Raw genomic sequence first — 15618 nt, 5'->3', positions numbered from 1 at the left:
CCATTATCCTGCCCCCCATCATGCCTGGAAACACCGTCACCGTCACGTCATCCACGATTTCCAAAACCAGCCGCAACAGAGCCGCTAAAAAAGCCTTCCTTCGACACCGTAAATCCATAGGCAATCCCAAACCTTCCCCTGAAGTGGAAGAAGAGAGGCGGCTCGCCTCAAAATTGATTCGTGAGGTCGACAGCACCAGTTCAGACGTCGCCACCCTCTGCGACACCTATGGCCTCACCCGTGAGGAACTCGGCCGTCTCACCGGATTCTCCCTTCGTGCCCTTGCCCAATGGGCCTCCGGTAAACTTCCCAGCCAGCCCGCCAAACGTCGGCTCCATGAAATCCGCCGCCTGCTCGATGCACTAGCGGAAGTCATCCACCTCGAACGCCTCCCTGTTTGGATGCACGAAAGCAACACCTTTTTTGAAGGCATGACACCCCTCCAAGTCATCGAAGTGGGTGAAATAGATCGGCTTTGGGGCATGGTTTACGACTTGGGTTCAGGCCAGCCGGATTGATTTGATTCTGACCAGGTCGCTGGCAGCCCCGGCATTTGGTCATCAGATTTGGTGTTCCCTGGAAACATCGAGCCCTTCAGAGCGCGACATTCCGACACCACCAGCGGCAGTCGTAGCCATCAAAAACGAGAGCGCGGCCTCATGGTCGGTTCGACCGTTCACTCACCCCAGTAAACTCGATCGCGTAAACGCTGAGAACACCTTCACCCCGCGCGCCTCAATGTTCGCCTTGCCGCCTTCTTCGCGATCCAGCAGCACCAGCACAAAACCAATCTTGCCACCCTCGGCCTCGACCTGCTCAATCGCCTTGATGGTCGATCCACCAGTCGTAATGACGTCATCCACCACCGCCACCACATCCCCGGCCTTGAAATTTCCTTCCACCAGCTTTTTGCGACCGTGGTCCTTCGCCGCCTTGCGCACGCTGTAGGCTGGCACGGGCACCGAATCGTCGCTCAAGTGCGAGAACATCGCTGCACTCAGCGCCACCGGGTCCGCACCCATCGTCAAACCACCGACCGCCGCCACCTTAACCCCTGTCTCTTCCTCCGCCTTGCGCAACAGGGCATGCATCACCTGGCCCACCAAACATCCGCCCGCCGCATCCAATGTCGTCAGCCGGCAGTCGACATACAGATCGCTCTTCGCTCCCGATGCCAGCGTGAAATCGCCGCGCATCACCGACTTTTTCAACAACAACTCGCGCAACAACTCAGTGGCTTCAGGAAGGGTGGGCATGCCTCTTATTGTGACAGATGAGGCCCCCTTTCAAGCGTAGAACTCCTCGTCCATGACAAAAATCGCCCTCATCATCCTGCTCTACTTCGCCACCTCCATCCCACTCACCGCCGCCCCCGTTTCCTTCAGCAAAGACCTCGCCCCCATCCTCGCCGACAAATGCCTCGGCTGTCACGAAGAGGATAACGACAAAGGTGGTTACCGCGTCGACACCTTCCATGCCTTGCTCCAACCTGGCGACAGCGACGAAACCCCGGTCACTCCCGGCAAACCCGACTCCGGCTTGTTCTTCCACCGCCTCATCACTGATGACGAAGATGATCGCATGCCGCAAAAGGACGACCCTCTTCCCGCCGCCCAGATCGAACTTTTCAAACGCTGGATCGCAGAGGGCGCCAAATTCGACGGCAAAGATCCCCAGCAGTCCCTCGCATCATTGATGCCGAAAAAGCCCGCCGTCAGCGCCCCGGATCAATACCCACAACCGTTGCCCATCACCGCCCTCGCCTGGCTGCCCGATCAAACCACGCTCCTCGTCAGCGGCTATCACGAAGTCACCCTGTGGGACAGCAACACCGGAAAACTCAAAAAACGCATCCCCGGACTTCCTGAACGCATTTTCGCCCTTGCCCTTCATCCCGATGGCAAAACCCTCGCCGTCGCCGGTGGTGTCCCCGGTCGATCCGGTGAACTCGTCATCATCGATCTCAACACCGGCAAACCCATCAACACCCTTCCCCCCGGCAGCGATACCCAACTCGCCGTTGCCTTTTCCCCCAACGGCGAACTCCTCGCCTACGCTGGCACCAGCAACACCGTCCACGTCATCAAAACAAAAGGCTGGATTCCCGCCTGGCAGGTTGAAGCCCATGCCGATTGGATCACCCAGCTCGCCTTTTCTCCAGACAGCAAACTCCTCGCCAGCGCCAGTCGTGACCGCACCGCCCGCTCCTTCCAGGCAAGTAACGGCGACGTCCTTCACACTCAAACCACCCACGGCAATCCGGTCACCTCAGTCATCTACTCCGCCGACAGCAAACGCCTCTTCACCGCCGCCAACAATGGCGAAGTTCGCGCCGCCGCCCTCAACCCCGAAGGCCAGCTCGGCACCGCCGTCATCACTGGTCGCCGCGTCGAAGCCACCCGACTCGCCTTTGCCGACAACCGCCTCATTCTCGCCTCCATTGATGGCCGCGTTCGCTCCTTCGACATCACCAAAAAGAAAGACGATAAACCCCTCGACCTTCCCCCGTTTGGCCAACGCATCGACGCCCTCGCCCTTCATCCCGAAGGCAAAAAGCTCGCCATTGCCGGAGCCAACGGCAAGGTCCACCTCATCGACCTCCAGGAGAAAAAACTCCTCACCTCCTTCACCGCCTCCCCGGGTTTTGGAATAATTTCCCCGTAGCAGCCGACGTGAGGAGGCTCTCTTCTCGACGCCCTTCCGCCCACGCCGCTTCAATCATCCAATCCGCACTTCCACACCGCCAAACCCCGCATAATCCCCCGGATTGCAGGTCAGCACCACCACCTGCAATCCCCGCGTCGCCGCCAGATCCAGCATCCGTTGCATCTGCTGCACCCGCAGCGGATCGGCATAAGCGAACGCATCATCGAACACCAAAGGCAAACAACCGTCGTGTTGCGTCGCCAAAATCTCCGCCATCGCCAGCCGCACCGCCGCCGCCACCTGCTCCTTCGCTCCTCCACTCAACGACTCAAACCCAAACGCCCCACCGCCACCCGACCGGCTTATCTCAAATCCCAACTTTCCGTCTTCCGCCACCAACACCCGCAACTCCGCCCCGGGCCCAAAAACACACTGCAAATACCCCGAAACCCGATTCGCCAGCGGCTGCACCAACCGACGGTCAATTGCCCCGCGCGACTCCGCGAAAAGCTGGAACAACCGCTCCACCGCCTTGGCCCGACGTTGTTCCATCATAAAAACCTCACGCGCCTCCGCCACCCGCGCCCGCGCCTGCTGCACGTCCGACTCCGGGTCCACCCGACCATCCAAAACCAGCTGACTCCGCGCCACCGCCATCTGCGTCTCCGCCGTCCGCCGCTGCTGTTCCTGATTCGCCACCGAGCGCCCCAGTCGTTCCCCATCCCGCTCCAGCAACTCCGGCTGCAACTCCGCCAACAACCGCCGGGTTCCCTCCAACATCGACTGCGAACTTTCCGCCGCGCGCACCGCCATCGACATCGCCTCCTCACGGGCCGCCGAGTCCGCATACTTCTCCTCGACCACCCGCATCCTTAACCGCAACTCCCCCAAAAGCTGACGTTTCTCGGTCAACATCTCCAACTGCTTGCCGCGCCCCGTCTCCACCTTTTCCAACTGCACCCGCGCCTCATCCGCCATTGCCCGCGCCTCCCGCTCGGCCTTGTCATTCTCCGACAACATCCCCTCCATCTCCTTCACCCACAACCGCGCCGACAACAACGAATCCGGCAACGTCTCCCCATCCATCGTCAGCCCCTCCTTTCTCCGAAGCATCTCCGCCTCTGCGGTCCGACACGCCATCTCCGCCGCTTCCAAATCCGCCGCCACCTTTTCCCCGCCGAGTCCATTCCAGCGTTCCCGCAAGCGCTTGCCATCATGACGCAACGACTCCGCTTTTTCAAACCACTGCACCGCCTGTTCCACATCTCGCGCCGACCATTTGCCCAAGGCCTCGCGCAACTTCCTCTCCGCCTCCTCTACGTTCGAGCGCGCCGCCGCCAGCGACGTCCCGCCCCCCGGTCTCAAACGCAATCGCGTGCCCTTCCCAATCGAAATCTCCACCTCCTCGGCCAACACCTTGGCTTCGCCCGCCTTCAACAAATCCCCATCCACCCGCACCTCCTCCGCGTCCGACACCAACACCATTAACTCTGCCGCCGTCGCATCGCGCACCACCATCGCCTTTTGCCAATCGGTCTCCAAACTCCGCAGCTTCGCCACCTCCGCCGCCGCCAGATTCGGCAAGCTCGCCAGCGCCTCGCGCAACCCATTCATCTCCGCCGCCACCTGACCCGCCTCCGCCGCCCGTTTGGCCAAAATCTCACGCGCCTCGCCCTTCTCAAACACCGCCACCAACGCCACCGCCAGATCCAATCGCGCCCGTCCCGACCGCAGCGCCTCCGCTAGCTCGCGATGCCTCACCTCACTCCGCTGTCGCGCTTCTCCCGCCTCCTTCAACGCCCCCTCGAGCTCCTGCAACCGCTCCTCCAACGGCTTCAACACCGTCTCCGTCTCCATCACCTGACGCCGCAGCTCCCGCAATCCCTCCTCCTCCTTGCGCAGTTGCATCAGCGCCAGCTCCGCATCTTTCACCACCCGCCATTGCTCCTTCTCCAACCCGCGCAAATCGCCCACCTTCACCAGCTTCTCCTGAGTCGCCTTCAACTCCTTCAGCAAACCCGGCAACACCGCATCCACCCCTTTCAAAACCGACTCCGCCACACCAAACGCCCCCACCGCCTCCTCAAGTCGACCCGCCGCCTCTTGGGCCCCCAACAGCGCCGCTTCCATCTCTTCCAATCGCAACCTCGCCACCTCCGGCTTCGACCCCGCTTTCGCCTTGCCAGTCGCCGTAAACAACTCCTCATACGCTGCTGCGATCCGATCCTTCACCCGCTGGTCAAAGTCCGACTGCATCACCGCCGCCAGTCCCTCGCTCTGCAATCGCTGCACCAGCGCATCCCGATGCTCCGTCGCCTGATCTGCTGGATCATCCCCACTCCGACCCTGCCACACCCAAAGATGCGGCCACAACATCAATAAATCTTTCTCCCGGCTCACACTCCCGTCCGTCCCCAGCACCTCCGCCAGCTTCGACTCCGCCTCCTCCCCATGCCACGACTGTCCCCCTAAGATACTCAACCGCGCCTGACCCGACGCCCCGCTGAACCGTTTCTCCACCTCCCAAACCTTTCCCCCTGCTTCAAACGACAACAGCACCTTCGGATGATCCGTATGCAGTGTCGACTTCATGCCCTGCAACACTTTTCCTGTTACCTTCGCCTTCAAAAACAACACCCGGTGCGCCGCCTCCACCAGCGTGCTTTTCCCCGACTCATTCGCCCCGCCGATCAACGTCCGCGCCGCATCAAAATCGACCTTCACCTCCTGGTGAATCCGATAATTTTTAACCGTGATCGAAAGCAGCCTCATATTGTCAAAATCACCTCAACCCCGCACCGCCACACAAGCCGCATGCAGTTCCCTTAACGCCACTCGCGCCACTTCATCGCCACCCGCCAGTTGCTCCACCAACTGACCCGCCACCGCCGCCACCAACGGATCATCCGCCCGTCGCGTCAACCCCTCCAGCTCCTCCTCCGACGGAGCCATCATTACCCGGTTCTCCAGCTTCAGCCGCAGCAACCGCGACTCCCAAGACTCCAGCATCTGCTCCAGCCTCCCCGCCGCTTCGATCCCCAGCACCCCTTCCACCGTTAACCGCAGCAAAAACTCCGCCCCGCGCGTCCCCACCATCTCTTCCAACCGCGACCCCAACAAATCCAGCCCCGCATCCTCGGAAAACGCCATCGCCATCTCCCGCCACTGCAACTTCGCAGTCGCCACCTTCTCCACCACCGGCAGATCCCCACGTGCCACCGTCACCTTCAACACATTCCCCGGATCATTCCCTTCACCACGCGGAAACCGATCCACCTCCGGCGTCCCCGCATACCAGACCTTGTCGCCAATCTTCTTCGCTCCGTGCCAGTCCCCCAGCGCCACATAATCCAGCGCCTCCAACGGCAATCTCGACACCTCAATCCAGTTAGCCACCGATCCTCCCATTTCCTCTTCATCCTCCTGCTGCTGCGCGGACCCAAAACCCTGCACCGTCCCATGCGCCAGCACCACCCGCGGCAACTCCATCCCGTCAAAATCAAACGACCTCAACCACCCCGTCGGATCACCCGACTCAAATCTCCTCAACAACGGCGCTGGCAAAACCACCACGCCAACCTCCTCAAAAACCACCGGTTCCGCCTTCAACAGCACCGTTAAATTCGGTGCCAGCTCCCGTTGTTCACGCAGAAAAAACGCCTGATCCCAAATGCTCCCCGGCCCGCCATGATCATGATTTCCCGGAATCACCACCACCGGCACCTTCAGCGATCCAATTGCCGCACAAGCCGCCGAAACCGTCGCTTTGGTCGCTTTCGAAGAATCAAACAAATCCCCCGCCACCATCACCATCCGCGCCCCCGTCTCCTGCACCACCTTCCCCAATCTCCGCACCGCCTCCACCCGTTCCTCCTGCACCCGATGCCGCTTCGCCTCATCCCGCATCGAAGCAAAAGGTTTCCCCAATTGCCAGTCTGCCGTGTGAAGAAAAGTGAAACTCATGTGGGACTTCAAAGAAAAAGGTCTTTGATACTCTTAAATAGTTTTCCCTTCCACATCAACGGTGGTTTGCTAGAAATGCTTTACCGTCATGAATCGCAGCAATCTCCCAGTGACGTGGATCATCGCCGGTCTTCTGGTCGCGAGTGTGTGTTGGTATTTTGCTTTTCCGCAGTTCTACCATCCAGAAGATCGCGAAAACCAGGTGCCCGTATTCGAAGCGGCCGAGATAGCTGCTCTCCTCGAGTTTAGAAAAGCGCAATCGACATCGACGCGGATCGAAATTTACGAAGGCCTTCCTCACTCCTTTTGGGAGACTGACAGCTATGAGCAGCAGCGGACAACCGCCAACGTTCGAAAGGTCCAAGAGAACCATTTTTACGCCGACAAACTGACTCCTTCAAAAACCGACGCCTCCATACTAAACACCCTTATCCTCAATCCACAGTCTTTCGTAAAGCATCAAGGCCCTAAGCTCTGCGGCGGATTTCATGCTGATTGGTTGATTGAATGGGAGTCACCCAGTGGAGAAAGGCACCAGCTCCATTTATGTTTTGGATGCGGAGAGGCAGCGATATACGGACCTAAACACCAACTCCATTGTGAGCTCTCTAACAATGCAGATTCTCGTTTCCAATTGATTCTGTCGTCCTACGCCAAAAATCGACCGCCAGACGAGCGGATTATCAGGCGAAAATAATTGCTGTATAAATTTCACGTGTTGAGAGACAAAAAAATAATCTTCCCATTTGCTAAGAAAAATAATCTTCCGAGCTACTTCCATGGGCAACCTTTGAGACTCCCTGATTCACTTCACCGCAATCTTAAAAGCGCAGCGGAAGCCGATGGCATTTCCATCAATCAATTTATCAGTTTGGCCGTAGCAGAAAAGCTTTCCGCTCTGCAGACCTACGACATTATCGCCGAGCGAGCAAAAGGATCCTCCAGAGACGCCTTTCTCCAAGCGATGTCTCTTGTGCCACAAGGACCGGTTCAAGAGGGTGACGAACTACCCTAATTCGGTTCGGCTAACAAGATTCGTTCTAAGGGATACAATAAAGGGACAGACAAACCATTCTAAATTCTAAGGGATACAGAACGGTGTCCAACAATCAGCTTCACAGAGTAGCATAGACGCGCCTTAAATGGCTTAGAGCTTGTTGATAACAACCCGTGAAAAACAGATAACATCGTATCCAACGAATGAACTTTACACTCCTCTGCGTGAAGCGCTGGATGCTTTGTTGCAACGCAGGCAGACTGAGACCTCGGTTTTGCAAACTCGATTTCACCTCCTCCAGCCGCTTTGCACGCCTCGACTGCTCCGCTTCATTGGTGATGCCATGCTCCTGTTCCACCTGCTGCTCATATAACATCAGAAGATTATGAGTGATGCACAAGAACTGTGCCTGCATAGCCTTTGCCACCGCACTGCTTGCCCACGCTTTGCGTTCCTGTAACTTGTTCTTAAGCTCATCAAAGACTTTCTCAATATCCCAACGCATCTTGTAGAGATGGGCTATCACGCCGGGTTCCAATGTCATCTCATTGGTGATAAATGTGTAAGTCGTTCCCTGCATCGCATCCTGATAAGTCACTCGACGCAGTTGAACGCCGTTGGAGCTGCCCGCCAACTCATCAGCCTGCACTCCGGCATTCATGCTGGACGAGGTATCCCACGGACGCACGGCGTTCACCGTTAACTTCATGTTATCCTTCTCTCGACTGATAAAATAGATGCCAGCGGACTGTTTCCAGTTATACCAGGCCCTGAAGTCAATACCTGCTTTGTCCCAGACATAAATCACATTTCGTCCTTTAGGCGCGTCGTGGCGAAGCGTCTCTTTGTCCATGCGTTTGAGGGCTCGCATGTCATGTTCACGCTTGCGGCCGACGGCATCTGCTCCGGTGAGGTAACTCAGGGCATGGCTGCGCAGGTTGAGCGTAAAAAAATGTCCCACCGCTCGTCGGTTCTGGCTCTTCGCATCAGTAATGTCATGGCAGGCGGCGGCATGGTAATGACCATCCCCGGCATAAATATCGAAACCAGCCAGCGAGGGGCAATCTGCCAGCTCATCAGGCAGTTGACGTGCAAGAATGGAACATAAGTGAGTGTTAACTTCAGCGCAGAGGAGGCCGCGACGGCGGCTTGCCAGACCGGCGAAGAAGAGGGAAGAGGCGATGGGTTTCAATGAATTTGAAGAGGCGAGGTGGAGAAGAAAAGCTCTACCTGAGGGATGATCCTGGAGAACGCGCAAAGTGCCAATGCTGAGCCAGTCTTGATCGGAAAGTGACGGGCAGCTACGAGAGGACGAGCTTGCCTGAAGAGCGAGATGAAGTGGCGCAAAGAAGGCGTTGGCGAGAGTAGCGGTAGTGGGCATAAAAAAATTTGGCCTCCTTGCCACACCGTCAAGTGATAACATCAACTAAGTGTGCTGCACGGCATCGCCTCAGTTAGTTGGAGTGTTTTGAATCCCTGATGCAGCGACCCGCCTGCGCCTTCAAGAGTCCTCAAAAACCCCCGGTTGGCAGGAAAAATCGTTCCCAAAATTGGACACCGTTCGGGATACAATAAAGGGACAGACAAACCATTCTAAATTCAAACAGGAAAAAAGTTAACTAAAATTTTATTGGTTTTATCGATTGGTAATTACTTGCGGTGATCCATGGCAGAGTTCAGCTCCATCAAAAAATCCAAATCCATGCCTTCGCATGATTTAGGTGGCAAGCCTGGTCCTAAAGATAGATAGTATTCATCGAGCAACGACAAGTTATCACCAACCAAATGCTTAACTCGATTAATGTCTTTCACATAAGTAAGCCATCCAAAATTAATGTTAAAGTTGGGTTTAGGCTTGATGGAATCCCGAAATGAAGAACCCTGCACAAAACCGTAATCCGGCCCTAACACCTCAACCATCAACTTTAGAACGGCGAACAAATGCTCCATGTTTAGCGGTTCAACAATATGATTATCTCCTCTAGAGTCAATGGTGCATGAATTGCAGATAGCGCCTTGTGTGTATCCCATGTTGAAGCTAACGCCCACACTTTTTTGCCAGTCAATATTTGATTTGAAACCCACATTGACACCGCGGTTCTCAAGGGGTTCTGCATATTCTTCAGTTATGAATTTAAGTTCCGCGCGATCTTTCGAAATAATGTCTTTCAAAAACTCCACTTCGAGGCTTCGAGGCTTAATTTTTTCTCCCTTCTTTGGGCGTTCTTTTGAGAACCATTTATCCAGATCATGGTTAAGATGATATAGCCCATCAAATGTCTTCCTTACACTCAGAGCAATTTCTTCGTCTGTCTCCATCCTTGCAGACCATACTACTGTTGTGTAGATATTAGCCATCAGTTTATTCTATAAATGTATGCATGATATCAATTTTGAAACTATGAAACTGGCAAATCAATCACTTTTTCAATGAAACTTGGAGGCGGTGTCTAATCACGACGGGCCATGGCATCGTGAAATTTCATCAGAAAATTAATATCCATCCCATCGCATGATTTGGGCGGAAGTCCACAACCCAATAAAAGATAGTTCCCCTCACTCAGGGAGAGATCGTTTCCCAGTAGTGGCTTGATGCAGTCTATATCTTTCTTATATGTAATCCATCCAAAAAACGCAAGTTTATTTCGTAGATGCTCGATTGAATTAATGAATATCCGGTCTTGAACAAAACCGTCGTCTGGCGACATCACAGCAACTAATAATTTTAGAACATCCCAAAGTCCTTCCATGGATAGAGGCTCGACAATTTCACGTTGGCCGTTTGCCTTGACAACACATGAATTAGGACCTGCGCTCACATTATGATGACCCATAGCAAATGAAACAGAGATGCTCTTATTCCACTGAATATCTGATTTAAACGTTTCTTGGATACCCTTGCAATCATTGCCTCCTCTCCTCTTACGTAAAATACGCTGAAGGTTTTCGATATCGACGGCAAGAGGAATTGGCGGTTTACCCTTGTGTGTATCCAATTCAAACCACTGGTGAATGCGTGGGTTAATACTGGCCACACCAGTTAACACATTTTTAATTTTAGCAGCGATAGCTTCGTCGGTTTCGAGGCGACTACCCCAATAGACCCCGATGTAAATATTAGACATAAACTTCCATTCCGCTGGCGTGTGAATGATGTCAATCTTAGAAGGGTCTATACCATTCTCTATCAATAATTCTCTAAAAGAATCCGCTTCTGATGCATTCTTCCAATGATATTCAAGCCTAACGCCAGCTGATTCAGCTACCATAATCTGCTTTCTAGCCTGGATGATTAGCCCGTCCATTGCATTCTTGAAACCGTATTTGAACTGGTCAGTGTAACTTCCCTTGGCCTCAATTAGAGTGCCATCAGCTTTGACGCCATCGATTGCTACCTTGACCGTGAGAAAAATGACGTCAGTGTGCAAAAAATTGACAATTTGGAGAAAAATGACGAGAAAAATGACGTCAGTGTGCAAAAAATTGACAATTTGTCGATCTTCACCTGCCGCCCACATCATCCTCACTTTCACCTTCAACGGTAGGGACGCGCTGTGTCGTTTCCCATTTGTCAGGGGACGGACGGAGGCGGTGGGACGGAAGTGACCTTCGACGGTCGATGCCCATCAAAACTACAAAGCTCCGCACCTCCTCCGCCCACTTATTTTGGGACGCGACACAGCGCATCCCTACCGTTGATTTTTTGGGATCGCCTCAACAGCTTAAGTTCGTGGACTTCTCCGCGCCATGGCCACGATTCAGGGAATGGGGAGTGAATTCAGAGAAGTTTGCAAAAGCGTGACAGCTTTGTTAGGCAAAGATGCCCTTCGTATTTTGCCCTGAATCACAGAAACAGACTCATGAACGAGTGTGCGAATTGATAAGGCGTCAACCCACGTCCTGTTCGCTGAACAAGGCGCGAGTTAGGTTCGCCTCCATCACTCTTGATGCCAGATGCTCGTGAACCGGGTTCGCCATTCCATCGACCCTTCAATTCACTTGCTTGCCTGTTGGGCGCTGGCCAGGAGCTGAATTTCCCAGGCGAGGGCGACCCCGCTGCCACCGCCATGCTCAAGGAGGACATTGGAAAGTCCGGCGGCGGTATTCTCGCGCGCCCAATCGCGCTGCCATTCAGCGGCCACGGCCATCCATGTGATCGGCACCGCACCGGCCTGAACCATGCGGCGCACGGCCATGTCATGGGCTTCCGCGCTGACGCCGCCCGAGGCGTCGGTGACAATAAAAACGTCGTAGCCTTCGCCGAGCGCCTGGATCGCCGGCATCGCGAGGCAGACCTCGGTCCACAGCGCGGCGAGAACGAGCTGCTTGCGCCCGCTCTTCTTCACCAGATCTGTGACCTTCGGATCTTCCCAGGTGTTGATGAAAGTGCGGTCAATCGGCTTTTGCTCGGGGAAAACATCCTGCAGTCCCTTGATGAGATAACCGCCGCGCTCCTCAATCACGGTGGTGAGAATGGTGGGGACTTCGAAAACCTTCGCGGACTTGGCGAGGCCAATGACATTGTTGATGATCATGGTCGGCTCGTGGCTGTTCAGGTTGGTGAACTGGTAGGGCTGATGATCGATCAACACAAGGATGCTGTCTTCGGGGCGGAGGAGGGCTTTGATGCCGGTCTTGTTGTTATTCATGATCGTGTTTCCTTTTGGATGGCGGGTGGTGATTTCGGGTGCCTCCGGACAGTGGGATACTCACCCGAGTTAGATGCTCCGGATGCACAGGTTGAGGATAAGACATCAACGGGAAACCGCCCAATGCCTTGTTTCTTGGCTCGCTCATCCTTTTAGGTTGAGCTACCTTTTGCCCATGGACCTTCGCCACCTGCGCTACTTTGTCGCTGTCGCTTCCCATGGATCGTTCAATCGTGCGGCGGAGATTCTGCACCTCACCCAACCACCGCTCAGCAGGCAGGTGAAGGATCTCGAAGATGAACTGGGTGTAACCCTCCTTGTGCGCGGATCCAACTCGGTAAAGCTCACGGAAGCGGGTGAGCTGTTTTATGAAGAAGCGCGGGAAGTGCTCGCTCGCGCGGACGACGCAGTTCGCCGTGTGCGTGGGGAAACGGGCAAAGAGATTTTGCGTGTGGGCTACTCCTCTTCGATCACCACGGGCATCATTGCCACTGTGCTGGCAAAATTCCAGGCAGCCGCGCCACGCGTGCGCATCGAGTTGTCGGATCTGTCATCGCGGGAGATCAATGAAATGGCTGGCGAGGGACGGCTCGACCTTGTGATCACTCCTCGAATTTCCGTCGCGAAGGGGATTCCGGGATTTCAATGGACCGAGCTACATCGCTGGCAGCCGGTGCTGGTCCTGACGGCGCGGCACCCGTTAGCGAAGCTGAAACGAATCCCTGTCGCGCGACTGGATGGTTTACCACTGATTGGTCTGGCGAAGGACAATTCTCCCGAATATGTCACGAGCGCCCGTGAGCTGCTTAAACCCTTTGGAATCACGCCACGATTTGTTTCATTGGTGAACGATAGCTTTTCCACTCTTTTCGTCGAATTGGAAGCTCAAAATGCCGCCGCCATTTTAGTCGAGGGCATCGTCGGTATCCTGCCGCAGACACTGGTCGTAATGCCATTTACGCCGAAGTTGGCCAGCTTCCCGGTGGTGATTGGTCTTCCTGTCTTGCGACCCAAACCCCACGCCGAGATGTTTGCGCGTTTGATGATAGAAGAAGCGCGAAGCCAGTAGCATAGGGGTTCCTTTCGGGTTCCTCTGGAAAAAAGGTGTTCAGGAAAAATGTGCAGAAATGGACAAATGCCAAATACTAAACAGGGCTTCAATTTGTCCGGCGTTTTATATACCGATTCCAAGAAAACCTGTGCAAAATTGCGCGCTCCATGATTGAGTAATATGTCATGGACTTTTTGTTTGAATGGATCGGTCTGATCCTGAATTGGTTGGCCGTCCTGATGGAGTGGAGTCTTCGCCTTTCGCCCATCATCGGCATCGCAACCCTTGTGATCGCTATCCACAAACATCGTGCGAGAATCCTCCATTTGCGCACATCAGAAGTAGTTGAAGGCGAGGTGATCGAACTTGAATCCTCAGACGAAGATCCTGTCTATGCGTGGGTCAAAGTATCCCTTCCAGATGGAACGGAGGAAACGATGCGTAGCACTTTTGCGTCGTCGCCTCCGGCTTTTGCCGTTGGCCAGCGCATAAAAGTCCATTTCAATTCCTCCGCAAAACCACGCCTGCTCATCAACCATTTGTTTGAAAAATGGGGGATCATTGGTCTGTTATATGTTACCGCTTCTGGATGCATGGTGGCTGCCTGGCTGTTGCCCCATTCTCTCGACTCCGACTTCTTCGATCAAATCCGCCGCGCCATAAGTCACTAGGTCCTTAAGATCAACCTTGTGCTGAAGGTCAGCGGGAATGAAGGGAGCAGCGTCATTTGGGTTCCGCCGTGTGTTGAATAGGTTGATGAACCCAAACGATGACACTGAATGGGCATCGAAAAATTTCGAGACTTTCCAGCGTTGTTCTATCCTTCCCATAAAAAGGCATGCATCTCCGACCCGCCACCATTGCTGACCTCGACCTGCTCAATCACTGGACACCCAGGACCATGTCATCAACGCCGATCCCCATGATGACTGGGGCTGGGAAACGGAATTGAAACGCAACCCCACCTGGCGCGAACAACTCATCGCCGAGATCGACGGCAAACCGATTGGCTTCATCCAGATCATCGACCCCGCTCTTGAAGACTCGCACTACTGGGGCGATGCCGCGCCCAACCTGCGTGCCATCGACATCTGGATCGGCGAAGCCACCCATCTCAATCAAGGTTATGGCACCCAAATGATGAACGCCGCCATCGCCCGTTGTTTCGCCGACCCATCCGTCACTGCCATTCTCATTGACCCTCTCGCCAACAACACCCGTGCCCATCGCTTTTACGAACGCTTCGGCTTCCAATTTGTCGAGCGACGCCAGTTCGGACAGGATGATTGTTTCGTCTTTCGCCTGGAGCGCGAAGACCGCATCGATCCATCCTAACTCACACCACCACCCGAAGCGGAAACCCTGCCGGCTTGAAAACTACGGGCGTCGTTTTGCCCAGCTCTCCATCCAGCTCATAGGGCACCTCTTGCTTCTGCTGCGATAGCACCCGGAACTCACGCGCCTGCAAATAATCCAGGTCTTCACAAGCTTCATACCCGTCAAACGCCATGGCGCTCAGAAACTGAAACACCTCCAGCGGGCGGCGTTTGTGAAAAATCACAATGTCGAGCAAACCATCGGCATTGTTCGCCTGCCGAAACACCGGCACCGGCCCCCCATAATGCCGGCCATTGCCCACCAAAACGATCGATCCAAACAACGGCGGTCGTCCCTCAATCTCCACTGACAACAAAGGCGCCTCCTGACCCAGCACGCGTGCCGCCGTCATCACATAACTCAACGGACCAAACTTGCGCTTCATCTCCCACGGCGTCTGCTGCACGATCTCCGCATCCAGACCCACCCCGGCAAGTTGAGCAAAATACTGGTCATTCGCCATCCACAAATCCACCTCACGCACCTTGCCCTCCTGAATGACTTTCCAACAAGCCTCCAGGTCACGCCCCGGCAGTCCCAGCTCAAAAGCCATCACGTTCATCGTCCCGACCGGTAGAATGCCGATCTTCACCTGCTTCTCCGCATCAGGTTCCTTTGCATTGAACGCCGCCAAGCCGTTGATGACTTCATTCACCGTGCCATCGCCCCCGGCCGCCACCACCAGACGATGCCCTTGCTGCGCCAAATCCAGCGCCATCCGCGTCGCGGAACCCACGCCCTCCGTCATCAACACCTCCGCTGCGGGCGACAATCTTCGAACACGTTCCACCTGACCCGCCGCCTTCGTGCTGTTGGCTGCGGGATTGATCAATACAGGAATAGCCATGGAAAAAACAAAACTCTAGCGTTAAACGAATTCCCCTGCGTCTACCGTTGTTTCCCGCCATCGCAAGCAAACCCTTGTGAAAATGGCA

The 15618-nt window shown here is 55.0% G+C and carries 14 protein-coding genes and 1 pseudogene; 7 read left to right on the top strand and 8 right to left on the bottom strand.

What is annotated here, in order from left to right; all coding sequences use genetic code 11:
* Nucleotides 1-20: 20 nt before the first annotated feature.
* Complete coding sequence (locus FEM03_RS05540; RefSeq protein ID WP_138085201.1) at nucleotides 21-518, top strand: hypothetical protein; 498 nt, start codon at nucleotides 21-23, stop codon at nucleotides 516-518.
* Nucleotides 519-680: 162 nt separating this feature from the next.
* On the opposite strand, the gene pyrE is transcribed toward FEM03_RS05540, so the two are convergent.
* Nucleotides 681-1256: an orotate phosphoribosyltransferase gene (pyrE, locus tag FEM03_RS05535; RefSeq protein ID WP_138085200.1), complete on the bottom strand. Its 576-nt coding sequence runs from the start codon at nucleotides 1254-1256 to the stop codon at nucleotides 681-683.
* A gap of 52 nt (nucleotides 1257-1308) precedes the next feature.
* Here pyrE and FEM03_RS05530 point away from each other — a divergent pair, with 52 nt between their 5' ends.
* A complete protein-coding gene (locus tag FEM03_RS05530) occupies nucleotides 1309-2664 on the top strand; it encodes a WD40 domain-containing protein (RefSeq protein ID WP_138085199.1) in 1356 nt (451 codons plus the stop codon).
* Nucleotides 2665-2718: 54 nt separating this feature from the next.
* Here the strand turns inward: FEM03_RS05530 and FEM03_RS25520 are convergent, their stop codons facing one another.
* Nucleotides 2719-5418, bottom strand: coding sequence for an AAA family ATPase (locus FEM03_RS25520; protein WP_138085198.1), 2700 nt, complete (start codon nucleotides 5416-5418; stop codon nucleotides 2719-2721).
* Nucleotides 5419-5433: 15 nt separating this feature from the next.
* A complete protein-coding gene (locus FEM03_RS05520; protein WP_138085197.1) occupies nucleotides 5434-6609 on the bottom strand; it encodes a metallophosphoesterase family protein in 1176 nt (391 codons plus the stop codon).
* 88 nt (nucleotides 6610-6697) lie between these two features.
* Here FEM03_RS05520 and FEM03_RS05515 point away from each other — a divergent pair, with 88 nt between their 5' ends.
* Together FEM03_RS05515 and FEM03_RS05510 are read left to right on the top strand one after the other, a co-directional pair.
* Nucleotides 6698-7306, top strand: coding sequence for a hypothetical protein (locus FEM03_RS05515; protein ID WP_138085196.1), 609 nt, complete (start codon nucleotides 6698-6700; stop codon nucleotides 7304-7306).
* 18 nt (nucleotides 7307-7324) lie between these two features.
* Nucleotides 7325-7624 carry a toxin-antitoxin system HicB family antitoxin gene (locus FEM03_RS05510; RefSeq protein ID WP_206170884.1) on the top strand — a complete coding sequence of 100 codons (300 nt, stop codon included), beginning with the start codon at nucleotides 7325-7327 and terminating at the stop codon, nucleotides 7622-7624.
* A 100-nt stretch (nucleotides 7625-7724) separates the two neighbouring features.
* Here FEM03_RS05510 and FEM03_RS05505 read toward each other — a convergent pair whose 3' ends face one another.
* From FEM03_RS05505 to FEM03_RS05490, 4 genes are all read right to left on the bottom strand, one after another.
* A complete protein-coding gene (locus tag FEM03_RS05505; protein ID WP_166442646.1) occupies nucleotides 7725-8987 on the bottom strand; it encodes a transposase in 1263 nt (420 codons plus the stop codon).
* 269 nt (nucleotides 8988-9256) lie between these two features.
* Nucleotides 9257-9964: an Imm52 family immunity protein gene (locus FEM03_RS05500; RefSeq protein WP_138085194.1), complete on the bottom strand. Its 708-nt coding sequence runs from the start codon at nucleotides 9962-9964 to the stop codon at nucleotides 9257-9259.
* A gap of 92 nt (nucleotides 9965-10056) precedes the next feature.
* Nucleotides 10057-11127 carry an Imm52 family immunity protein gene (locus FEM03_RS05495; RefSeq protein ID WP_166442645.1) on the bottom strand — a complete coding sequence of 357 codons (1071 nt, stop codon included), beginning with the start codon at nucleotides 11125-11127 and terminating at the stop codon, nucleotides 10057-10059.
* Between the two features lie 474 nt (nucleotides 11128-11601).
* The gene (locus FEM03_RS05490; RefSeq protein WP_138085192.1) at nucleotides 11602-12255 is read right to left on the bottom strand and encodes a hydrolase; all 654 of its coding nucleotides are present in this window, start codon (nucleotides 12253-12255) and stop codon (nucleotides 11602-11604) included.
* A 175-nt stretch (nucleotides 12256-12430) separates the two neighbouring features.
* Here FEM03_RS05490 and FEM03_RS05485 point away from each other — a divergent pair, with 175 nt between their 5' ends.
* From FEM03_RS05485 to FEM03_RS05475, 3 genes and pseudogenes are all read left to right on the top strand, one after another.
* A complete protein-coding gene (locus tag FEM03_RS05485; protein WP_166442644.1) occupies nucleotides 12431-13324 on the top strand; it encodes a LysR family transcriptional regulator in 894 nt (297 codons plus the stop codon).
* Nucleotides 13325-13491: 167 nt separating this feature from the next.
* Nucleotides 13492-13977, top strand: coding sequence for a DUF3592 domain-containing protein (locus FEM03_RS05480; protein WP_138085190.1), 486 nt, complete (start codon nucleotides 13492-13494; stop codon nucleotides 13975-13977).
* A gap of 167 nt (nucleotides 13978-14144) precedes the next feature.
* A pseudogene (locus FEM03_RS05475) lies at nucleotides 14145-14641 on the top strand (GNAT family N-acetyltransferase).
* Nucleotide 14642: 1 nt separating this feature from the next.
* Here FEM03_RS05475 and FEM03_RS05470 read toward each other — a convergent pair.
* The gene (locus FEM03_RS05470; protein ID WP_138085189.1) at nucleotides 14643-15530 is read right to left on the bottom strand and encodes a diacylglycerol/lipid kinase family protein; all 888 of its coding nucleotides are present in this window, start codon (nucleotides 15528-15530) and stop codon (nucleotides 14643-14645) included.
* Nucleotides 15531-15618: the final 88 nt, after the last annotated feature.

Origin of the sequence: Phragmitibacter flavus (assembly GCF_005780165.1) — a bacterium.
In the GTDB taxonomy this organism is placed as follows: Bacteria; Verrucomicrobiota; Verrucomicrobiia; order Verrucomicrobiales; family Verrucomicrobiaceae; genus Phragmitibacter; species Phragmitibacter flavus.
This window is presented reverse-complemented; position numbering and strand designations above follow the sequence as displayed.